Annotated in this window: 13 protein-coding genes and 1 pseudogene; 6 read left to right on the top strand and 8 right to left on the bottom strand. The window is 51.1% G+C overall.

From position 1 onward, the window contains the following. Positions 1–4 precede the first annotated feature (4 nt). Both Pan161_RS26020 and Pan161_RS26015 read right to left on the bottom strand, forming a co-directional pair. Complete coding sequence (locus tag Pan161_RS26020; protein WP_145231669.1) at positions 5–1279, bottom strand: sialidase family protein; 1275 nt, start codon at positions 1277–1279, stop codon at positions 5–7. A gap of 98 nt (positions 1280–1377) precedes the next feature. Further along, positions 1378–2136 (bottom strand): HNH endonuclease, encoded by a 759-nt coding sequence (locus Pan161_RS26015; protein ID WP_145231668.1) that lies wholly within the window; start codon positions 2134–2136, stop codon positions 1378–1380. Between the two features lie 346 nt (positions 2137–2482). Between Pan161_RS26015 and Pan161_RS26010 the strand changes: the two genes are divergently transcribed. The 4 genes from Pan161_RS26010 (at position 2483) to Pan161_RS25995 (ending at position 9322) form a co-directional block, all read left to right on the top strand. Further along, the gene (locus tag Pan161_RS26010; RefSeq protein ID WP_145231667.1) at positions 2483–2701 is read left to right on the top strand and encodes a hypothetical protein; all 219 of its coding nucleotides are present in this window, start codon (positions 2483–2485) and stop codon (positions 2699–2701) included. Positions 2702–3218: 517 nt separating this feature from the next. Next, positions 3219–5699: an ATP-binding protein gene (locus Pan161_RS26005; RefSeq protein ID WP_145231666.1), complete on the top strand. Its 2481-nt coding sequence runs from the start codon at positions 3219–3221 to the stop codon at positions 5697–5699. Between the two features lie 523 nt (positions 5700–6222). Continuing rightward, positions 6223–7089 carry a DUF1559 domain-containing protein gene (locus tag Pan161_RS26000; RefSeq protein WP_145231665.1) on the top strand — a complete coding sequence of 289 codons (867 nt, stop codon included), beginning with the start codon at positions 6223–6225 and terminating at the stop codon, positions 7087–7089. A 127-nt stretch (positions 7090–7216) separates the two neighbouring features. Next, positions 7217–9322 (top strand): glycosyltransferase family 39 protein, encoded by a 2106-nt coding sequence (locus tag Pan161_RS25995; protein WP_197995536.1) that lies wholly within the window; start codon positions 7217–7219, stop codon positions 9320–9322. A 41-nt stretch (positions 9323–9363) separates the two neighbouring features. On the opposite strand, the gene Pan161_RS25990 is transcribed toward Pan161_RS25995, so the two are convergent. Beyond that, positions 9364–9798, bottom strand: a complete 435-nt coding sequence (locus Pan161_RS25990) for a carboxypeptidase regulatory-like domain-containing protein (protein ID WP_145231663.1) — start codon at positions 9796–9798, stop codon at positions 9364–9366. 248 nt (positions 9799–10046) lie between these two features. Beyond that, positions 10047–11132 carry a transaldolase gene (gene tal, locus Pan161_RS25985; protein ID WP_145231662.1) on the bottom strand — a complete coding sequence of 362 codons (1086 nt, stop codon included), beginning with the start codon at positions 11130–11132 and terminating at the stop codon, positions 10047–10049. Positions 11133–11437: 305 nt separating this feature from the next. On the opposite strand from tal, the pseudogene Pan161_RS31505 reads away from it, so the two are divergent. Then, a pseudogene (locus Pan161_RS31505) lies at positions 11438–13505 on the top strand (FAD-dependent oxidoreductase). A gap of 53 nt (positions 13506–13558) precedes the next feature. On the opposite strand, the gene Pan161_RS25975 reads toward Pan161_RS31505, so the two are convergent. Both Pan161_RS25975 and Pan161_RS25970 read right to left on the bottom strand, forming a co-directional pair. Then, positions 13559–16738, bottom strand: a complete 3180-nt coding sequence (locus Pan161_RS25975; protein WP_145231661.1) for an efflux RND transporter permease subunit — start codon at positions 16736–16738, stop codon at positions 13559–13561. Then, entirely contained in the window at positions 16735–18108 is a 1374-nt protein-coding gene (locus tag Pan161_RS25970) for an efflux RND transporter periplasmic adaptor subunit (RefSeq protein WP_390620760.1), read from the bottom strand. The genes Pan161_RS25975 and Pan161_RS25970 overlap by 4 nt, the downstream gene beginning before the upstream one ends. Before the next feature lie 470 nt (positions 18109–18578). On the opposite strand from Pan161_RS25970, the gene Pan161_RS25965 reads away from it, so the two are divergent. Next, positions 18579–19949 (top strand): Gfo/Idh/MocA family protein, encoded by a 1371-nt coding sequence (locus tag Pan161_RS25965; protein ID WP_145231659.1) that lies wholly within the window; start codon positions 18579–18581, stop codon positions 19947–19949. A gap of 69 nt (positions 19950–20018) precedes the next feature. On the opposite strand, the gene Pan161_RS25960 is transcribed toward Pan161_RS25965, so the two are convergent. Continuing rightward, the gene (locus tag Pan161_RS25960; protein ID WP_145231658.1) at positions 20019–21413 is read right to left on the bottom strand and encodes an EF-hand domain-containing protein; all 1395 of its coding nucleotides are present in this window, start codon (positions 21411–21413) and stop codon (positions 20019–20021) included. After that, complete coding sequence (locus Pan161_RS25955; protein ID WP_145231657.1) at positions 21410–22702, bottom strand: DUF1501 domain-containing protein; 1293 nt, start codon at positions 22700–22702, stop codon at positions 21410–21412. Before Pan161_RS25955 ends, Pan161_RS25960 begins: the two co-directional genes overlap by 4 nt. Between the last annotated feature and the right edge of the window lie 12 nt (positions 22703–22714).

Genomic DNA, 22714 nt, shown 5'->3' with positions numbered 1-22714 from the left:
AGGTTTAACTCACAAAGTCGGGTACACTACGATTCGGCTTGTTCCACTTGATCCGGCCGAGCAGCACGTCGCCTTTCGCTTGGTTGCGAGGCATCCATTCGCCGACGGTGATGCACGATTCTTGCGGGCTGACGTTCGTGACAGCGAAGTTGCCCATCAGTGCGACCTGGTTGGGATCGTTCACGCCATCCCCGACCAGGGGCAGAACAACCTGTTCGGTTTCGCGAATCAGACAGAGCTTCTCCGGATCGACCTGCGCGACCCAGAGCGGCGAGCGCCAGCGGATGACGTTGGCGTTTGTCTGATCTTTGCGGGTGTAGACCAGGAACAGACTGTCGGAATGGGTGAGCCAGTGTTGTTGCGTGGTCGACATGCCGATGGGCGTGCCGTCGTCGAAGGCCCATGCCGTCTGCGGTTTGTAGTTCAATCCGTCCGGGCTGACCGCGACATAGCCGTGCCCGTCTTCGGCGCGAATGGTCATAAAGAACTTGTCCTGGAACCGCGTGATCGAAGGTTCCAGCAAGCCACGCCCGATTTCATTTTGTAATGGTGGTCCGACTTCGCGGATTGTCAGCTCAGACCCGTCAAAAGCACAGTGGACGCCTGCCACCATCCGCGGTTGTTTGTTCGCGCCGAAGGTAAATGACATCATAATATCGCCGTTCGGCATGACGAAACGCTGTCCACAGTTGTTGGTATAGATTTCTGAGCCGCGCGGATCATCCCATTTGAGAATCTTCCGCTCAGACCATTGCCCTGCTTTGTCACGCACAGCATACACAGGGTAGCGGGCCAGTTGATCCCCCTTTGCAAACCGCGGCCCTCGATAAAAGACGACATGTCCCAGCGAGAGGATGGTCCCGGTCTGCGGGTGATACTGCGGCGTGACATCACAGACGCCCGCCTGCAGACCTGGATGCCCCTTGACCGGATCACGGTCCAGCGCAGGAATCGGCGCCGGCTTTGTCCACGTCTTCCCGCGATCATTCGATTCACACCAGTGAACCGGCCCGAAGTAGTCGGAACCCCCGATCTCCTGCAGGTTCATAAAAAACGTCGCGTTTCCGTTCGCCCCCGGAATCATACACCCCCGTGGATGAAACCACGTGATACCTGCACCATCGCGATTGCGAAACAGCGTTTCTTTGGAGATGGAGCTAATCAGCGACTCTCTCGATTCCACGGCCTGCACCGCAGCCGTTCCGGCAGCAGATACAGCGGCGAGAGAATAAAGGGAAGTGTGGATGAAATCACGACGAGTCAGGTAATTGGAAGTCATACTTGGGCCTCTTAAGAAGTATCTTTTCTCACAGTGTCTGAATTCAGAAGTTTAGAGTGAATTTTGTTCAGAGTATTATTCTACAATAACAGTAGGATTCAGGTAAGAAAAATGTGTTCCCTGTGTCTCCGCAGACAATTCTGATCTGGACGGAATCGCAATGGAAATTGAATTGCTTTGCCTTCATATGGCTTGAAGAATTGATTCATTGCATTAACTGAAAGAGATTCACTAAGTAATCGAGAATAGATCAGGCGGTATTCCTCATCCAGTGTGATCAAGCCACGATCAAAGGCTTTGTCGTGGAGCGCGTTCAAGCAGAGACCGTTGTGGGGGTCTGCTCTCTTGGCTGAGTCTTCACTCCAGGGGATGATATGGCTCGCAATGAGCAATTCCTTGAGATCGATTTTAGTGATACAGCAACGGTATTCATAGGATGCCAAAACTGTCGAGCGGAAGAATCGCTGGGCACGCCGGACTTTTGTCACGCGAGTCGATTCTGTTTCGCCTTCAAATAGCGACTGTTCCTCAATAGCATCTTCGACTGGCTGAAGGTGATATTCAATTTCAAGTCGTAGGCATTCATCCGCTAATCCTTCCCAGTCAGAATGGAATTCCTGCCAGATTTGTCGGTCAGCTTTAGAAGCATTAGGAAGTGCTTTGATACCTCGTTCCTGATGGAACGGATCAAGAGACGCCAGATTAGAGAGTTTCATCGCTACACTTGAGTGTGTTCGATCAATGGCATCAGCCAGTTGGATGACATCGGGGTTTCCTTTGTCAAACTTCCCAAATGGTAAGCGACAATAAAGGCTCATGGCTAGAATCAGTTCGTCACGAGTCCAATTACGTGCCATGATCTAATTGCCCCAGAAGTGTGATCAGGATGAATCTACAGTATAATCAAAGCTCTGAGCAATACCAGGACAAGACTGTCACCATCGATTCAGGTATCATTTTGAAGTTGAAAATCGAACATACGGCAATCAGCAATCATTCCAATACTCTGAAACAAATTCAAACCCCTACCAGTTCACTTTCCCCGCCAGTGTAAAAGCGGCCTGGAAGAAGGGGGGCGGTGCCGTTGTATTTGCGGTGGACTTGTCGGTTTTTGTCAGGTCGGGGTGGGTATCGTGGGTATCCAAATCATTGCGCTCAATCAGGAGGGCGATTTGAAGAACTCGCGAGCAGGAACAGAGAACAATGTACAAGCTAAGCCTGTGTGATTTGAGTGGCCTGTCTCGACTGGGGCTGAAAGGCTCGGCTGCTCCCAGTTGGTTAAGTGAGCAGGGGCTTCCGGATCCTGAGCTGTGTATGCTTCAGAGCATCTTTCGGATGGAGGATATCTCGCTCGACGAGGGGCGTGAATTTTCGGGAAGTATCCAATGGAACCTGGGGATTTACCCGATTGGCAGGAACTAGCTGCGGCATTTTGTCGGACCTGATGAATGGGCTGTCCTCTGAATCGACACGGGTTTGACCTGGGTGAGGCAGTCTAACTTCGGGAAAACTCGGTCGAGATAATTGACGATAAGGGTCTTGCTCAGTCAATCTGACAGTACGCAGAGAGGCTGTTTTCAGACTTGTTTGAGCCAGTTTTATCAAGGACTTGCAGCGATCCGATTGAGTGCGTACATCCACTGCCGTCGGAAAATTAAACTATTGAGAAAGTTAAAACGACTGTATACACTAACCTCATCACAAATCTATTACAGATAGAATGCAACCAGTGAGTGGTTATGGTGGCATAATGCCGAAACTCTGGAGTATTGTACCCTGTCTTCCTGGTAAATCAGCATCGTGAAAGTGACGTTAAGTGTCTGAGAAACGGAACAGGTCGGGGAATAAACGGATACAGTGGAATCCCCTTCGTTGGTATCTGAAATGAAAAGCGTCAGTTTGGAAGCGTACCTGGTAAACAGGGGAGAAAGCTGAGTGGATGGTTGAGTTCTTTTCGAAGCTCTTTGATACGTCGGACTATCCTGCCCGCTGGAATTGTGGCAACTGGACCAGCGGCGAAGGCTGGCTGCATATACTTTCCGATGTCGGCACGTGGTCTGCTTATACAGCGATCCCTGTTGTACTGCTCTATTTCACTTTTAAACGGCGTGACATTCCCTATACCAGGCTTTTTGGCTTATTCGCTGCGTTCATCCTGTTGTGTGGCACAGTGCATCTGGTCGAGGCGATCATATTCTGGTATCCGATTTATCGAATATCGGGATTGTTGAAACTGGCGACAGCCATTGTTTCCTGGGCAGCGGTGATTGTGCTGATCAAATATATGCCGCGTCTGTTGCAGTTGCCCTCGATCGCAGCAACCAATACACGACTGTTGGAAGAAGTCGAGCAGCGGAAGGAAATCGAAAGGGACCTGCGCTGGATGCAGTCCCGCTATGAAGCCTTCTTAAATAGTACCAGCAGTATTATCTGGACCACTGATCCGCAGGGGAAGTTTATTGTACCGCAGATCTCCTGGCAGCGTTTCACCGGGCAGACCTGGGAAAACCATCAGGGTGACGGGTGGCTGAAAGCCCTGCTGCCTGAAGATCGCGCTGAACTGTCTGCTCTGTGGAGTAAGCCAACCGAGAAACATAGTAGTTACCGTGAGCATGGTCATACCAGTTATCGTATTCATGGTCATATCTGGCACGCAAAGAGCGAATCGTATCGCCCCGTGATTACAGAAGCCGTTCCGGTCTTTGATCAGGATGGACAAATCCTGGAATGGGTTGGCACGGTGAGTGATATTCATGAGCAGCGGATGGCAGAAGAAAGTCTGAGTGCAGCCGAAGCTGAGTCCAGTCGCCAGAAACGCGAGCTGGAACTGATTTACGATACGGCACCTGTAGGCATGGGGCTGGTTGATCGCGAATATCGTTATCTGCGGATCAATGATACGCTGGCCCGCATTAATGGAATACCCCGAGAAGCGCATCTGGGTCAAGTCTATTTTGACTTAGTTCCTGGAATTGCAGACCGGATCAAACCGCTCTATGAAAAAGTCTTCCGGACAGGTAAGGCTGTGAAAAATCAGGAAGTGCGTGGCACGACTCCTGCCAGTGAAAAAGAACGCTGCTGGCTGGTGAATTATCACCCGTTGACACACAGGAGCGGTGAGGTTTGGGGAGTGAGTTCTATCGTACAGGACATCACTGCCCGTAAAGAGATGGAAGAAACATTACGGGATAGCGAACAGCAGGCATCGCAGGCTAACCTTGCCAAGAGTGAATTTCTGGCGAATATGAGTCATGAAATTCGCACTCCGATGGCTGCTGTTTTAGGTTACGCCGATGTTCTGCTTGGGCATCTGAATGATCCCGATAATCTGAACTGCGTCATGATCATGAAGCGGAATGGGGAACACCTGCTGGAATTGATTAATGATATTCTTGATCTATCACGGATTGAAGCCGGTAAACTGGAAGTCGATCTGAAAGAAGCACCTCTCCGTGAACTGGTTGCGGACGTTCAAGCGCTGATGCAGGTACGGGCTGACGAAAAGAACCTGATGTTGAATATCAAGTTTTCCGGGAAGGTGCCCGAATTGATCATGACCGATGCAACCCGTCTGCGTCAGATTCTGATCAATCTGATTGGAAATGCTATCAAATTTACCGATCAGGGCGAGGTGCGACTGGTGATCAGACTGCTGGCTGATGCTGAGACGCCGACCATCGAATTTGCCGTGCAGGACACAGGGATTGGCATGAGTGATGACCAGATTCAGCGTCTGTTTAAACCGTTCTCACAGGGAGATTCTTCGGTCACAAGAGCGTATGGAGGCAGCGGACTCGGGCTGGCGATCAGTAAGCGACTGGTACAGATGCTGAAAGGCCAGCTCAAGGTCAAGAGTGAGGTGGGGCAGGGGTCTGTTTTCCGAGTGCGACTTCCCGCCGGTTCCATCAAAGGGATTCCGCTGATTGAATCTGGCATCCTGGAGAGAAAAACAGATGGTGCAGATCCGGCACCGAAAGTCCATCGTCTCAACTGTCGCGTACTGGTCGTTGATGACCGACGTGAAGTCCGGCATATCAGTCAGCATTTCCTGGAGAAAGCAGGAGCGGCTGTGTCCTCAGCCGAAGACGGACAACAGGGGGTCGATATGGCGTTGATTGCCCGTGATGCGGGTGATCCGTTTGATGTGATCCTGATGGATATGCAGATGCCTAAGATGGATGGCTTACAGGCGATTTCAGAGCTGCGGGCTGCAGGTCTGGAATCACCGATTATCGCGCTCACCGCCGACGCCATGAAGGGAGATCGCGAACGCTGCCTGCAGGGAGGCTGTGATGATTACTTGTCAAAGCCCATTGATCACGCGCAAATGGTTGAGATGGTCTGGCGGTATTCCGAAGAAGTCACCACAGACGCGCTCCAGACTCAGCGACAGGAACAGGCGGCACGATTTCGGGATTAACTCAGATAGCCCACTAGCGCTTCGACCCGAAATCTGATGTGTCTAATTCTGCCTTGATGAAGCCGATGATGTCTGTTCATACGAATAGTTATGTCGTGGTGAATTAGGAGACTCCTGACCGCTCAACTCCATTTCAGCGCCAGCTATATCCGCGTTAAGAACGTATTAAGAGGAGTGACTAAAGCAGTTCGCCCTCTTCGGGGTACTGTAGATAAAGCCAGTGTTTATCTGGGTTTACGGGTATTATGTATCTATTTGTGCTGGTGTAAACAGGTCATTTTAATTAGTTGAGATAAATCAGTGCCTTTAGAATGGACAGAGCAGGCTTCCTGAAGATATATAAAATTAACCTTTCCTTATTTATCAATATTTATCAAATCATCTACAAATCTGATTCAAACTTTTTTACACAAATTCTAAGTAAAAAATGTGATTTTACAGATTGATCTATCCGGTGTTTGCATTGTAGCTCGCACCACCATTTTGTTTTTTGATGTTAATATGGATGGAGACTCAGTTGAAAATGACTCTACGAAGAAGGGCGTTCACATTAATTGAACTTCTCGTTGTGATCGCCATTATTGCCATTTTAATTGCTTTATTATTGCCTGCCGTGCAACAGGCGCGTGAAGCTGCCCGTAGAAGTAGTTGTAAAAACAACTTCAAACAGATTGGTTTAGCGCTTCATAATTACCACGATACGCAGCGGGTTTTCCCTCCCGGTTACTGCCGCGCCGGAACTGGCGACTACAACAATTTCATTGGCTGGGGTACCTTCATTCTTCCTTATATCGATCAGGCGAATCTGTATAATCAGATTCAGACCAATGGAGGGTTTGACAAAAAGTGGAATACACTGACTGCCATTACAAGTGGTCCCGCGAAAACGATTCTGCCTGCATTTATCTGCCCTTCCGATCCGATGGGGGGAACCAACTCAGATATTTCCGGTGGTTATGGTAAGTCTAATTACCTGACCGTGGGTTCGAAGTATCCTGCTTCTGCTCCGATTATTGCCTTTGGTCGTAACAGTGATGTCCGCATCCGCGATCTAACCGACGGCGTAAGTAACACCATGTTGGGAGGCGAACGGACCACCCAGGGTGCGAATATTGGCGGTGTCTGGATTGGTTCATCAGGAGCCAGTGCTGGCTATCAAATCCACGGTGCGCCTCAGTTCCTGCGGGAGTCCGATCCTTCGCTGTATCTGATGTCGACTCAGATTAATGGAACGACGAACGCACAATATGGCTTCAGCAGTTCGCATGTCGGCGGGGCTCATTTCCTGCTGGGTGATGGCCGCGTCATTTTCCTGAGTGAGAATATCGACAAGACGACTTATGACCATCTTGCTTCCATCAATGATGGAAATGTGCTCGGCGAATTCTAATCAGGTGACTGGTTAACCTGAGCAGAGACTTTTAAAATGGCCCGACTTCTTATTTTTAAGAAGTCGGGCTTTTTCGTACTCTACAGACAGTGACTCTAACAGCAGACTGTCAGTCAAAAAAATGGAATTGAAGCGCAAAGACAATTCGAAGCCAGGGAAAGGCTGGTGGCAGGGAGCAGGCATTTACTGTCTGGCGCTCTGCGTACGTTTGTTTTATCTGGTGTCGTATCTCAATTCTCCCCTGTCAGGGCATTATCGTACAGATCACCAGTTCTATCGTGACTGGGGACTGGATCTCTCCCAGGAGACGGCAGATGCAACCGCAGCGTTTACACAGGGCCCGTTATATGCGTATTTTCTTGGCTTCTGGTACTGGCTGTTTGACAGTCCGGAGGCGCTGATTCTGACCCTGCAGGCTTGCGTGGGTAGTGGAACCTGCCTGTTAATCTACGCCTCTGCCCGGAGGCTGTTTAGTCAAAGAGTGGCTCTCATCGCAGGCATCCTGACAGCCGGATTCGGGCCGCTCGTCTTTTATGATGTCATGCTGATGAAAACGTTCCTCAGCCCGTTTTTTACGGCGTTGATACTTTATGCGTGCCTGCGTTTCCGGGAACAGCAGCATCTGCTCTGGTTGTGGCTGGCAGGTATATCGATCGGATTAGCAGTTCTGGTTCGTGAAAACCATATCCTGCTGATGTTCCCGGTGTTGCTGTTTCTCTGGCAGAGTTCAGACGCCGATCGAGTAATGAAGAAGGTTCGATATCAATCAGTTCTCGTCTTAATTTGTGCGTGCGCGGTGGTGCTGATTCCTGTTGCAATTCGAAATACCCTGGTAACGGGAGAATTTATTGCGGTGACGACGGGCGGTGGTGAAGTGTTTTATATGGCTCAGGGGCCGGATGCGAACGGCTATTATTCACCGCCTCCATTCATTCGCACACATCCGCTGTTTGAACATGAAGACTTTCGCTTAGAGGCCCGCCAGCGAACAGGACAACCCACGTTGTCACCAGCGGCGTGTTCGCGATACTGGTTCTGGCAGGGCATGAAATACGCGGCCGCCAATCCTCTGCGAACTTTGAAGCTGACAATCACAAAATTACAGATTCTGCTGAATGACTACGAAGTGCCAGACAGTGCCTATTTTCAGACGACTCGAGAATTTATTGCGCCGCTGGCGTATCTTCCCACCTTTGGGCTGTTCAGCGGGCTGGGATGTCTGGGCCTGATCGTCTCTTTCCCCCGGCGCAAGCAGTTGCTCCTGCCGATCGGGTTACTGCTGGCGCATATCATTTCGATCTTACTCATTTATAATTTTGGACGGTTTCGCGCGGGACTGCTTCCGCTTTGGCTGCTGTTTGCTGCTGTGGGGATTGACTGGCTTTGGGCTGCCTGGTCCAGACCGGTTGTAGTTCGCTGGCCCAGATTGGCTGCAGTGCCGTTTGTGATCTTGACGACTTTACTCTGCATGCTGCCGCAATCGGGCAGAATACAGGCTGGTTATCCGGAAGACGAAGCCGCCTTTTACCAGTTTCTACAGTCACGCCAGCGGATACTGCAACAGGTGAACCGACTGAAAAAACAGGTCGGATCGGATGATACTGGTCAAGCGATTCAACTGGCGTCTGCCCTGATGCAGCTGGAACGTTTTCACGAAGCACGCGATCTGTTGCTGCCTCTTGCCGAGAAATATCCCGATAATCTGCAGATTCAACGCTTCCTCGGCAGTATCTTAACGCAGACCCGGGAGTGGCAGGCGGCAATAAAACATCTGGAACAGGCTCACAAACTGGATCCGGATGACGCAGAAATCTGTAATAATCTGGGGAGTGCGTATGAGAAAGCCGCTGAAACGTCTCAGCAGGAAAACACAGTAGATCTGTTTGAAACAGCGGCCCAATTCTGGCAGAAAGCCCTCCGCCTCGATCCACGGAATTCTTTTGCGCGATACAATCTCGCCCGAAATAAAATTCGACTGGAACAGCATTCCGAGGCACTGGCAGATTTGAATCAACTGTTGGAAGAGCACCCCGAGTTTGAACTGGCAGAACAAGGTCTGGAGCCTCTGGTGATGTCACCAGATTCAAATCTGACTGCAGAAGAGTTTCAGGCTGCTGCCCGGAGTCTGGAACAACTGGCCCGGTTCTATGAACAGACCGGGCGCAAGCCATTCCAGAAGCACGCATTACAACTGGCTGAAATCGCGAGGCGGCGCAGTGGAATGCAGAACTAAGTGGCATTGCTGCGAGCAGCGAATTATTTCAGTCGGATCGATTATTTTGACTGTAAATCGAAATCGATTGTATTTTCACCGGCGTTAACTTCGGCCGTCAGCGTGGTGTCCTGATTGTATTGGGCGGGGACTTTCTCTTTGGGAATCTGTTTTTGTGCTTCCTTCGTTTCCAGATTTTCTTCAGGAGCCTTGAACGTGGTGATGCTCACCTTATGTGTTCCGATTTTGGCTCCTTTGAGTATCCCCGTGTAATCCAACTCATATTTTCCTTCAGCATCTGTAGTACCTGATGAGATCCGCCCGCTTTCCGGCTGGAATTGAACCAAAGCTTCTTCGAGCGGAGCGCCATCCAGGGTAACTGTTCCGGTAACAGTGCCTGTTTCCGGGACATCATCGGGTCCGGAGCTGCAACCATCAAACAAAAACATACCGCATGCCAGTAATACAACAACGCGAATCCGAGCATCAATTTTCATTAAGAGCGTCTTCTTCCTGAGAGTAAGAAAAAATTTAATATTGAGATTTGTGACAGACCAGACGACGTTATCGAAATCTGACTGCTGAATCCACAGCACACCCGTCCTTTACATGGAAAAAATATTGAAATCAGAATTTCAACAGGTGGGAAGATATACAAACCAGTGTGCAAAGAAAAAAGTCAGATCTCTGCACACGAGAGAGACCTGACTTCTGTTTTAAACTGACTTGATGTAGAACCTGTAGCTCAGTCTGCCTGAACGAGTGATTCACTTTTGGTTGTAATGACTTCCATCAGTTCATTCCAGGATTTGACGAAAGACTCAGCTCCCTCTTTCTGGAGCCGGGCGGCTAACGCCTGATTGTCAACACTCGCCTGTGTGAATTCGTCGAGTAAGGCTTCACTGTCACCTCCCTCTACGCACAGTGTGTCTCCGACTTCACCATGATCATCAAAGGCCTGCAGGGTCTGTTCCGGCATGGTGTTGACGGTAAAGGGAGACGCGAGGGAGGTAATATATAATACGTCGGACGCATTGGGATCTTTCGAACCAGTGCTGGCCCAGAGCAGACGCTGTGGTCGAGCGCCAAAGTTCAAAGCACGCTGCCAGCGGGGTGAGCTGATCAGATCCAGATATGCTTTGTAAGCTTTCTGTCCGATGGCAATCCCCAGGCGGTTGTGGAGCGTTTCCGGTACGTCGTCTACGATGGCACGGTCCCAGCGACTGATAAACAGCGAAGCAACCGAACCGACGGCGGGATTGAGCCCCGCTTCAATGCGTCGTTCGACACCACGCAGATAGGCTTCCGCAGCAGCGACGTAATGCTCACTGGAAAACAACAGTGTCACGTTCACGGGAATCCCGGCGAACGTGGCTTCTTCAATCGCGGGAAGTCCCTCTTTCGTGCCGGGAATTTTAATCAGAACATTGGGACGACCGACACGGGCATGCAGATCTTTGGCTGCTGCCAAAGTACTTTCCGTGTCATAAGCGAGCAGGGGAGAGACTTCCAGAGAAACCCAGCCATCCACACCATCGGTACGGTCCCAGACCGGCCGGAACAGATCGGCGGCCTGGGTGATGTCTTCGATCGCCACCTCAAAGAACAGTTCCTCGCCTTCCTTGCTGTTCTTAAACTTTTCCTGAATTGAACTGTCGTAAGATTGACTGTTTTTGATCGCCTGATGAAAGATTGTCGGATTGGAAGTGAGTCCGGTTACTGAAAGTTCATCGATATAACGCTGCAGAGTTCCGCTGGTGAGCAGGTCACGCGTGATGTTATCCAGCCAGAGACTTTGTCCCAGGTTGTGGAGTTGTTGAGTGGCTGACATAGTATTACCTCCGAATCTGGTGGTGAAGCAAGCAAAGTGATTTAATCCGTCATTTAAAAGTCTCATTGTCGTCAATTCCCTGTGTTAATGGAAGGCTGAGTCGGACTGCATCTCTGCGGGTGCGACAATATTTCGTGATGGCTTCCATTCCACTTTCTCTTCGACTTCCATCGACTGGGAAAAGTGCTCAAATATAAGTATATTGAATCGTTCAAAATCTAAATCTTCTGAAATGAGTATTTTGTGTCATTCCGTACTGTCAACAACTCAATTTCCACTCCAGCTCAAATTGGAGATGATGATCAATGAAGAAACGACTGTTTAGCACGCTGTTTATCCTGTTGCAGATACTGCCAGTCGGACTTTCTGCCCGCGATCAGACGGCCAGGGATATGACCAGCGCTGACGTCGTGGTTTATGGATCGACGCCGGGTGGGTTTTGCGCAGCGATTGCAGCCTCACGAGAAGGTGCGAGTGTGATTCTTCTTGAACCGACCGATCATATTGGCGGCTTGAATACTGGAGGTTTGAGCTTCAGTGATTCAAACCAGACTGTCCGCAGTACCGTGATGGGGCTGTTCGATGAATGGCACACGCGTATCGAAAAAGACTATGCTGCCCGAGGGATCGAATTACCTTATCAGGTCAGTATCAAAGATCAGTCCAAATGGACTTACGAACCACATGTGGCGCTGCGTGTCACGAAGCAGATGCTGGAAGAAGCCGATGTGAAAGTTCTGACGAAACATATCCTTCAATCCGTTAAGAAGGATGGAACTCGAATTACCAGCCTGGACACCGGCAAAGGGGCGTTCACTGCTAAAACTTTTATCGACGCCACTTATGAAGGTGATCTGCTGGCAGCAGCTGGTATCAGCTGGACGATCGGTCGAGAAGGGAAAGCGGAATTTGGTGAATCTCTCGCCGGTAAGCGTTATCCGAAAAGCAGGATGAATATAGATGGCTTTGGCCGCGATGGAAAAATGCTACCACTGATCACCACGACTGATGCCGGCCCGGAGGACGAAGGAGATTCCAATGTCATGGTTTACAGCTTTCGACTCTGTCTGACTGAATAATCCTGATAACCGAGTCCCCTTCCCGAAACCTGACAAATACGATCCCGCCCGTTTCGAACTAATGCGGCGTTTTGCAAAATCAGGCGGCCGTCTGGGATGGGATCTTTATCCGCTGCCTGGTGGAAAGCTTGATGGCAACAATTCGATCGGCGGACAATTCTCCCTCGGGCTGGTCGGTGGCGGCAATGGCTGGAGTGAAGCCGACGCCGCCGCGAGGGCCATCATCTGGGAAAAGCATAAGCAGTACACGCTGGAGTTTTATCATTTTCTCACCACCGATCCTGCAGTGCCTGAGACAGTCCGGAAATCGTATGCCAGACTGGGTCTCTGCAAGGACGAATTCCCTGATTATGGTCATTTCTCTCCTGCGCTGTATGTTCGTGAGGGGCGACGCATGCGAGGCCTGTACGTACTAAGTCAGAAAGACATTTTGGAAGAACCTGAAAAGCAAGACCCCATTGCAGTCTCTTCGTTCCCAATCGACTCACATGACTGCCAGCGGATCGCCTTAAAAGACGGGGGTGTCATTAATGAAGGGACGATCTTTCCTGTCAGGAAAAACAGTCCCAAACAAGGATACGCATATCACGTTCCATATCGTTCCATTCTGCCTCAATCGAAAGAATGTACCAACTTGCTTGTTCCCGTGGCGCTCTCCTGCACACACGTCGGCATTTCTTCACTCCGCGTGGAACCGACCTGGATGATTCTGGGGCAAAGTGCCGGGATTGCTGCCGCATTATCCGCCCGAAACGCAATTTCCGTTCAAGACCTGCCTTACAAACAGCTTCGTGATCGACTTCTGGCACAGGGACAGGTACTTGAATTGCCTCCGCCAGCAGAGGCTTCAAAGGTTACGCATTCGATTGATCTGAAGACTTTGCCTGGTATTGTTCTGGACGATACCAGCGCCGAACTTTCAGGTGACTGGAACCACTCGACCAATTTCAAACCCCACATCGGTAGCGGCTATCTTCATGATGCCAGGCAGGGTGATGGAAAGGCGAAGGCCATTTTCCGTTTTAAGGCTCCGCACAGTGGTCGCTACCAGCTCTTGATGGCTTACTCTGCTCATGAGACGCGTGCGAAAAATGTCCCGCTGACGGTTTCTTCCGGAGCAGAGAAATCAACAATTATCGTCGATCAAACCAGAGCGTTGCCTCAGGGAAAACTATTTCGTCCGCTGGAGATCATCGAATTAAAGGGCAATACAGAAATCACGATTACGATTTCCAATGATGAGACGAACGGGTTTGTCATCCTGGATGCAATCCAGTTACTGCCAGTCAAATAAGACGAATTCCTCTCAACCGGGCTACTTCGTAACACGGTTGGGAGGGGACTCGTTTATGCATTGCCCGTTCCCGTGGTGGTTAGTTTTGCCGGTTGCTGCGTGGTCGGTTTTCGTGCGAATCGTCGCAGTACGACGTAGAAAACCGGGGTGAGAAACAAGCCGAACAGAGTCACACCCAGCATACCACTGAAGACCGCCGTTCCGAGCACACGCCGCATTTCAAACCCGGCACCGGTGGCGATCAGTAGTGGAATCACACCCAGAATGAAGGAGAACGCCGTCATTAAAATCGGGCGTAATCTCAACCGGCAGGCATCGACGGCAGCCTGGAAACGGTCCTTGCCGGCATCTTCTTCCGCCTTTGCGAATTCGACAATCAGAATCGCATTCTTACAAGCCAGTCCCACCAATACGATGAAACCAATCTGCGTCAGAATATTATTATCCATGCCTCGGAACCAGATACCAATGATCGCAAACAGCAGGCAGAGAGGGACAATCAAAATAATCGCCAGGGGCAGCAGCCAGCTTTCGTACTGTGCAGCCAGAGTCAGAAACACGAACAGGACGGCCAGCGGGAAGAGAAACAGAATCGTATTGCCTGCCTGCTTTTCCTGGTAAGCGATTTCTGTCCAGGCATATCCAAATCCTGGTGGCAGGTTCTCATCGGCAAGCTGTTCCATCGTTGCCAGTGATTGACCTGTACTGTAACCCGGAGCTGTTTGACCATTAATGTCCGCAGCAGGAAACAGATTAAAGCGGACGATACGGTCCGGTCCGGACGTACGTTTCAATTCCACCACTGCCCCCAGGGGAATACTTGTCCCGCGGGCGCTGCGAGTTCGCAAACGCAGAATGTCATCCTGCTCGTCACGGAACTCCGGTTCTGCCTGCGCTGTCACGCGGTATGTTCGTCCGAGAAAGTTAAAATCATTCACATAGACCGAACCGAGATAGACCTCCAGAGCTTCAAACACATTGCTGATCGGGATATCGAGCATCTGGGCTTTCGTGCGGTCCACTTCAGCATAAATCTGGGGAACACTCACCCGGAAGTTTGAGAAAATCTGCACGAGTCCCGGTTGCTGATTGGCTTCCGTTACCATTTGTTCGGCTACCTGGTTCAACGCGGTCACACCGGCTCCCCCCTGGTCCTGCACATACATTTTGAATCCGCCACCTCGTCCGATTCCACGGACAGGAGGTGGAGCAATAATAAAAATCTGAGCCTCATTGACTGATGCCACTTCACGACGCAGGTCGGCGATGATCTCATTAATTCCCCGTCCCCTTGCCGCCCGCTCCTTGGCATCTTCCAGCGGAAGAAAGGAAACAGCGGCGTTGGAGCTGATCGTGAAGGTGGAACCGGACAGACCGGCAATTCCGACGGAGTGCGCAACACCGTCAATCTTGCTGCCAATGGCGGCGACGCGCTGGGTGACAATATCCGTACGCGCGAGCGACGCGCCATCAGGTAACCGGATACTGACAATAATATAACCCTGATCCTGTGCGGGAATAAATCCGGATGGAACCATCCCGAAGCTGTACCAGGTGGCAACCAGCAGTCCCCCGTAAATAATCAGAGAAACACTGGAGACTCGAATGATACGCGAAATGATGCCGGCATAAATGTTACCGGTGAAGTCGAAAAATCGATTGAACAGTCGAAAAAACCAGCCAAACAGTAAGTCGACCAGTCTTCCCATTTTGTTTCGCTCGGCGTCTTTTGGTTTGAGCAACAATGCACAGAGGGCAGGGCTCAGTGTCAGTGAGACAAATGTTGAGAATGCTGTGGAAATCGCGATGGTGAGTGCGAATTGCTGATAGAAGCGACCGCTGAGGCTGGGAACAAACATGGTGGGAACAAAAACCGCGATTAATACCAGGGTAGTGGCGATGAGAGCTGAACTGACTTCATCCATCGCTTTATGAGTTGCTTCGCGCGGAGAAAGACCATCGGCAATCAACCGCTCCACATTTTCGACTACCACGATGGCGTCATCGACGACAATCCCAATGGCAAGCACGAGACCAAACAATGATAGTGTATTCAGTGTCACGCCAAACAACTGCATGGCAGCGAACGTGCCGATCAGCGAAATGGGAATCGCAATCACGGGAATAATTGTGGGACGCCAGCCGTGCAGAAACAGGAAGACGGTTAGTACTACCAGAATGGTCGTAATGTATAACGTTTCGAAGACCTCTGCGATTGATTCTTCTACATAATCGGTAGGGTTGTAGGCAATTTCATAGCCCACCCCATCTGGAAAGTCTTTTTTTAACCCGGCCATTGTCTGTTTGACCTCATCAGCAGCAGCAACGGCGTTCGTTCCCGGTCTTTGATAGATCAGGATGGCGACGGCCGGTTTGCCGTCCAGGTAGCTGATGCGCGAATAGTCCTGGGCACCGAGTTCAATACGTGCCACATCACTCAAACGTGTGACACGGCCATCGTCGCCTCGCTTGACGACAATCTGCCCGAATTCTTCGACTTCCTGCAGTCGTCCCTGTGTGGTCACATTCAATTGAAACGCGCCGCTGTCATCGATAGGGGGCTGACCGATTACGCCGGCGGCTACCTGTACGTTCTGCTGACGGACCTGTTGTACCACATCGCCTACCGTCAGGCCGACGTGCGTCATCTTCTCGATATCCAGCCAGATCCGCATCGAATACTCATTACCACCAGCCACACGGATGTCGCCGACACCATCCAGTCGCATCAGAGAATCACGAATCCGCAGAAAGGCGAAGTTACTGATATAGAGTTGGTCTCGACTGTTATCTGGCGAATTCAAATGCACCACCATCAGCATGTCGGGAATCTGCTTACGGGTTGTTACACCAATCTGACGCACCGCTTCTGGCAGGCGTGATTCGGCTACCGCAACACGGTTCTGTACCATCACCTGAGCATCATCCAGATCTGTGCCCAGTTTGAAAGTGACCGTTAGCTGCATGGTGCCATCACTGCTCGATGACGACTCCATGTACAGCATGTTGTCGACGCCATTCATTTCCTGTTCGATGGGAGTGGCAACGGTATCAGCAATGACCTGGGGAGTTGCGCCGGGATAACTGGCGCGAACGACGATGGTAGGAGGTGCCACTTTGGGATACTGGGACGCCGGTAACGCGGTATAAGCGATTGCTCCGATCAGAACAATCATGAATGATAATACAGACGCAAAGATCGGACGCTCAATGAAGAAGTGCGGAAATTTCACTGGACAGCACCTCGTGAATCAATAATCGAAGTCACTTTGGCTGTCCCCGCAGCAGGGTGCGGAGTGGGTGCGGGGGCGGGTGAGATCCATTGCTCGGGAGGCAGCGGTTCATAATCGTCAGGTAAACCGTCTTCGATGACCTCGATCACTCCTGCCTGGGATTGTACTCTGGTTTCCGGTCGCACCTGCAGCAGACCTTCGATGATGAGCGATTCGCCGCCGGTTAATCCCTCGCGTACCACACGCAGTCCATCCACAATCGGTCCGAGTTTTACCGTACGACGCTGGACGACATCATTGACGACAAGATAGACGTACTGTACTGACTGGTCAGTGCCGACTGCGGAATCAGGGATCAGAACCGCATCATAAGCGGCGCTGCCGGGAATACGGATGCGTGCAAACATCCCCGGAATCAGTACCTGGTCTTTATTAGGAAAGACACACCGCGCCCGCATACTGGCAGTGTCGGGGTCAAACCGGTTGTCAACGAAGTCCATATGTCCCTTGTGAGGAAAGCCTGTTTCATCAATCAGACCCAGGAAGACAGGGTTTTTGGCTTCGCGCGAACTGGCCCGCTTCCCGGCCTGGGCCGATCGAATGTATTTCAATACATCCTGTTCGTTGGCGTCGAAATTACAATAGATGGGTTTCACTGAGGTAATCGTAGTCAGCAGACTCGAATTCGCAGTGCCGCCATTGATCAGGTTTCCTTCAGAGACATTTTTACGACTGATGCGACCGGCAACCGGGGCATAAATTCGCGTGTAATCCAGGTTCAGTTGCGCCGTTTCGATTTTGGCTTTTGCTGCTTCAATCACCGCCTTTGCCGTTTCGATGGTCGCTTTCGCAGAACTGATTCCGGCCTGGCTGGCTTCGTGGTCGGCTTTCGCCTGCAGATAGGCCGCTTCCTGTTGATCCAGCTCATCCTGCGTCGTTACATTTTTCGATTTTAGAGAGCGCGCCCGATTCAACTGTGCGGTCGACAATACCAGTTGCGCTTCTGATTGTTGATATTGTGCTTTTGCTTCTTCCAGCTGCGCCTTAGCCTGAATCAATTGAGAATTCGCCTGACTCAGTGAGGCACGAGCTCCGTTGAGTTCAGCCTGATAGGGGCGCGGGTCGATAATGAAAAGCAGGTCGCCTTTGTCGACGATTTGTCCTTCATCAAAATGTGTCGTTTTCAAATATCCGCTGACTCGTGCCCGGATCTCAACAAAATCAATCGCTTCGAGTCTCCCCGTGTAGGCATCCCACTCCACAATCTGCTTAGTGACTGGTTTTGCAACAGTGACAGCCGGTAACGTTTTTGGTGCAGGGGCGGAATTCTGCTGGTTACAACCAATCAGACCGACACAAAAACTGAGCATGAGGACTGACGTAAAACTCTGCTGAAATTTCAGGTGACTTTTCAATGTAACAATGTCTCCAGTTAGCAGGCGTACCCTGCTGGATGTCATGGTTCTTCGCGTAAATGGTATTCTGGTGAGCGGCGCCGGGGGGGATCATCAGACCGTAAGCCTGACTAATAGTCTTTATGGGAATGATTCACATGTAGTCTATGTCTGAGGGAATGGCAAGGCAACTTAGGAAATTGAAATTTGCGGCAAAATAACTGAAAGTTGTATCCTTGGCAGATTCCAAAGCGTGTAACAGCAACAGATTGCAGGCGACATGTGTACTGACGATGACCGGTTTACGGTGTACTCAACAACTTATTTTTCATAGAATCCTATTTTGAACATTCACCACATTGGTGGCACATCCAACGCCATCAATGGTGTCATCGTACTTAGATCTACAGGACTTCTGCTCAATATCTCCAAGAGGAAATCACTCGATGTCAACATCTCGAAAAATTACGCGCCGCAATTTTATCCAGGGAGTCGCCTTCGCAGGGGCTGCCAGTGTTTTCAGCCCTTCGGCACATCGAGCATTCGGATATCAGTCGCCTAATGACCGCCCGGTCTTTGCCACGATCGGACTGCGAAACCAGGGGTGGGCAATTACTTCGAAGTCATTTAAGTTCGCAGATTTTGCAGCACTTGCTGATGTGGACGCGAATGTGCTTGGTGCGAATGTCGAAAAAACGGAAAAGAAACAGGGCAAGAAGCCAGACGCTTACAAGGACTATCGGAAAGTCCTGGATCGAAAAGATATTGATGCGGTCATGATCGCCACGCCCGACCATTGGCATACAAAAATAGCAGTCGAAGCAATGTACGCTGGCAAAGACGTCTATTGTGAAAAACCTTTGACTTTGACGATTGACGAAGGCAAGTTAATTGAAAAAGTCGTGAAAGACACGGGCCGCGTCTTCCAGGTGGGTACCATGCAGCGGTCAGAATCAGGACAGCGATTCCTGCAGGCGATCGCGTTGATCCGCGATGGTCGCATCGGCACAGTGAAAAAAGTGACATGTGGCATTAATGGAATGGAAGGGTCGCCCGTTATCCCCGTGGCTTCTGTCCCAGAAGGACTGGACTATGAATTCTGGCTGGGACCGGCTCCAAAGGTGGATTACCGCGCACTCCCTGAAATGCGCGAAGGGTACGGCGGAGGCGTTCCGCTTTACAGCAACTGTCACTACTCCTTCCGAAACTGGCATGAGTATTCTGGTGGAAAATTGACTGACTGGGGCGCACATCATGTCGATATCGCCTGCTGGGCACTCGGTGCCAGCGATACAGGTCCCAGCAAAATATCACCGCTTGAATACAAATTACCCGTCGAATATAAGGATGGCTTCCCAGCAGTCAACGATCAGTACAATGCCGCCACGGAATTCAAAATCAAAGTCGATATGCCCAATGACGTGGAAATGATTATCACCAGTGATGGTGACAACGGCATTCTCTTCGAAGGCACAGAAGGCCGGTTCTTCGTCAACCGTGGCAAGATCGTCGGGGCACCTGTGGAAGCGTTGAAAGACAATCCACTGCCGGAAGACGCGATCGAAAAAGTTTATGGTGGTAAGGTCAGTGCGAACCACACCGCTAACTTCATCGAGAGCATGAACTCACGCAAGCAGCCGATCTCCGATGTATGGTCGCACAACCGCATGCTGGAGATCTGCCACCTCTCCAATATCTCCATGCGTTTAGGACGCGATCTCAACTGGAACCCTGTGAAACGGGAAATTATCGATGACGCTCAGGCAAACGCATTTCTCTCGCGTGAAAACCGCAAGGGTTACGAGATTAAGATGTAAGCTGTGAAGCTGCAGGAGAAAGAATCAACTGATTCCGGAAATTCCACATCAGGGAAACATTGTCTGGATTCAGTTGGCTTTCCCTGCTTCATCAGGTGAGATCAAACCGTCATGGTCCTGATCCAGTCGATCAAAGGCAGCAGGAGATCCGGTAAATTCTCTGCGTGAGACATCTCCATCCCTGTTGCGATCCATCAGACGAAACCATTCTACCTCTGGCGTAGATGTCCTGGCGAGACTCTGGGGATAGCCCTGGCTTACAACGAACAGTACTACGTTGGGAACCCGAGTGAGATCAGCATGATTTTCTGAAGTGCAGGAAGCGGAATCCAAAATTTGCCAGGCACTTCTTAATTCGCGAATTGACAGTCCAGCATCGTGATTGGTATCCAGTAATTCAAAAAGTCCGCCTCCATAATAAACGCTGATCAGGAGCTGGCCATGAATCAACTGTTTCTGCAGTTCCAGCCAGCGATCGATTTCCTGCTGAGAGAGTTTTCCATCCGAATCGCGGTCGGCCAGCGGAGTCAGCCACGCACGAGAGGAACGCCGGTTTCGCGAACTATTTCCCGTCGATTCTTCAGGGGGCTCGGCTGCGGCGTTAGCAATTTCTTCACGTAACTCATGAAAGAGTTCTTTTTGCGGTCCTGGAACACTCCAGCTCTTACATTGTGCGTTCGTAGCAACTTTCAAAGGTTGATCTGCAAGCTGGTCGGCGATATTAATCTGCCAGAGTGATTTCTCCATCGAAGGATCAGCAGGGCGTGTCAGTAACTGCTTCAAAACAAGTCTGTTCTCGTTCGTGGAAGAGAGATCAACTTCTGTGGCCGGTCGCAGGGCCCTGGCAGCCCAGGTTCCGGGATAGGTTGCATTAGGGACGAGTTCACCAACGCCAATCAGTTCATCATCGTTGGTATCAAGCCGCCGCAGCGCAGTTTCCGCGTTTTGCAGTTCGACCTGCGAAAGTATGCCATCCTTGTCTGTGTCGAGAGTCTGAATCAACGCCGCAGTGATTGCTGCTGTATTAGTGAGTTTACCAGAGCCGATCTGCAACCTGCCGGCACCGTGGCTCAGATAATACTGCTTGAGCTGTTCCCTGGAACACTTCTGCGTCTCATCTGCAACGATTTCTTTAAGAGATTGCAGGGATGCGACCGGCGGAGTAAAGGCGCTGCCCAGCGATAACCGTACCGCGCGTGCAGAAGGAACGAGTCGAAGTTCTGCTTCGCTCAGAACGCCATCGGAATTACAGTCGGCGAAATTGAAGAGAGCGTCGAATGTCTTTGTCCAATACTTGTCGTAGGGCAGATGATCTACGCTCACCTGGATATCGATCAAGCGTGTCTGTCCGGCTTCACTTAGTGCCAGCAATGTCGTTGGCTGCTGCTCGGCTTTGTCCTGCCCCGCATTCACTTGCATGCCGGTGGTCAGGATAGACAGCATGACAAATAAAACGGTTCTCATAGCAACTCCTCAATCGCTTTACCATCCGGGTCTGCCAGTCGAATCGGTCGGCCCACGTTTGACATATTTTGTTTTCTGGGATCAAGCCCAATCCCACGGAAGACGGTGGCCATCAGGTCCGCTGTTCGCGTCGGCCTGGATTCGATTTTTGTGCCGTCTTCGCTCGTTTGACCGACGACCTGGCCGCCACGAATTCCCGCACCGGCCAGCATCATCGACCAGGACGAAGGCCAGTGGTCTCGACCGGACTGACCGTTAATGCGAGGTGTGCGACCAAACTCTCCCTGGCAGACAATCAGGGTGTCTTTAAGTAATCCGCGTTGACGCAGATCATTCAGCAGAGAGGCACAGCCACGATCCAGTTGCTGCGACAGTTCCTTCACGCGTTCAAAGTTATCGGAATGCGTGTCCCAGCCATTCAGTGAGACCTCAACGAAACTCACGCCTCGTTCCACCAGGCGACGCGCCATCAGGCATCCCTGCCCAAACGAACCGGTGCCGTAGGCTTGACGGAGGGCAGCATCTTCCTGCTCCAGGTCGAACACCGACGCCGCCTTGGGGTTCATCAACCTCAGTGCCCGATTGCGGGACGATTCCAGAGTGTCAGTTACCAGGGAAGCAGGCATGGACGATAGTGAGTTCAAGCCCGCTTGTAGCTGGAGTCGTTCTGCCTGCTGCGCGGGAGATGCGGGAGCGAGATCGGCGACTTTCAGATCGGCGCTGTCTGGACCTCCCCGACGACTGCGCCCACCGACCACGAACGGAGCGAATTGTGGCCCCAGAAAACCTCCTCCGCCAACAGCCGGTCGTCCGCCGATGTGCACATAGGAGGGGATATCATTGGAGGGGATATCATTTTCGACATGGAATTCATTAGCGACCAATGAACCAAGCGCGGGAAACTTGATGGCGCCCTGAGGTGTGTAGCCGGTCATCGTCACAAAACGGGCGCGGGAATGATCCCCTTCGCGGGTCGACATGGATCGAATGATAGAGAAATCAGACGCCTGTTTAGCCAGGGCAGGCAGATGCTCACTGATCTTCATGCCCGGTGCTTGTGTTTCGATTTCCTGAAAGGGACCGCCATTCTTATTTCCGGGTTTCAAGTCCCACAGGTCGATCGTCGCCGGGCCGCCGTTCAACCAGATCAGAATCACCGATTTGGGTTGACTGCCTGTTTCTGCAGCCGCTTTTACCAGCGTGGGTAACCAGCTGGAAGTGGACCAGGCAGAGACCCCCAGCGCCATATTTTGTAAGGCAGTGCGTCGTGAAAGAAGTTTGTTGGGCATAGAAACCTTCGC

It is taken from the genome of Gimesia algae, from assembly GCF_007746795.1.
Taxonomy (GTDB): Bacteria; Planctomycetota; Planctomycetia; order Planctomycetales; family Planctomycetaceae; genus Gimesia; species Gimesia algae.
The sequence above is the reverse complement of the archived record's forward strand: the minus strand, read 5'-3'. Positions and strand labels throughout refer to the sequence as shown.

What these genes read in the sequence shown, in the direction of transcription:
- Pan161_RS26020 (WP_145231669.1), bottom strand. Translation starts at nt 1,279, where the DNA reads ATGACTTCCAATTACCTGACTCGTCGTGATTTCATCCACACTTCCCTT.
- Pan161_RS26015 (WP_145231668.1), bottom strand. Translation starts at nt 2,136, where the DNA reads ATGGCACGTAATTGGACTCGTGACGAACTGATTCTAGCCATGAGCCTT.
- Pan161_RS26010 (WP_145231667.1), top strand. Translation starts at nt 2,483, where the DNA reads ATGTACAAGCTAAGCCTGTGTGATTTGAGTGGCCTGTCTCGACTGGGG.
- Pan161_RS26005 (WP_145231666.1), top strand. Translation starts at nt 3,219, where the DNA reads ATGGTTGAGTTCTTTTCGAAGCTCTTTGATACGTCGGACTATCCTGCC.
- Pan161_RS26000 (WP_145231665.1), top strand. Translation starts at nt 6,223, where the DNA reads ATGACTCTACGAAGAAGGGCGTTCACATTAATTGAACTTCTCGTTGTG.
- Pan161_RS25990 (WP_145231663.1), bottom strand. Translation starts at nt 9,798, where the DNA reads ATGAAAATTGATGCTCGGATTCGCGTTGTTGTATTACTGGCATGCGGT.
- tal (WP_145231662.1), bottom strand. Translation starts at nt 11,132, where the DNA reads ATGTCAGCCACTCAACAACTCCACAACCTGGGACAAAGTCTCTGGCTG.
- Pan161_RS25970 (WP_390620760.1), bottom strand. Translation starts at nt 18,108, where the DNA reads ATGCTCAGTTTTTGTGTCGGTCTGATTGGTTGTAACCAGCAGAATTCC.
- Pan161_RS25965 (WP_145231659.1), top strand. Translation starts at nt 18,579, where the DNA reads ATGTCAACATCTCGAAAAATTACGCGCCGCAATTTTATCCAGGGAGTC.
- Pan161_RS25960 (WP_145231658.1), bottom strand. Translation starts at nt 21,413, where the DNA reads ATGAGAACCGTTTTATTTGTCATGCTGTCTATCCTGACCACCGGCATG.
- Pan161_RS25955 (WP_145231657.1), bottom strand. Translation starts at nt 22,702, where the DNA reads ATGCCCAACAAACTTCTTTCACGACGCACTGCCTTACAAAATATGGCG.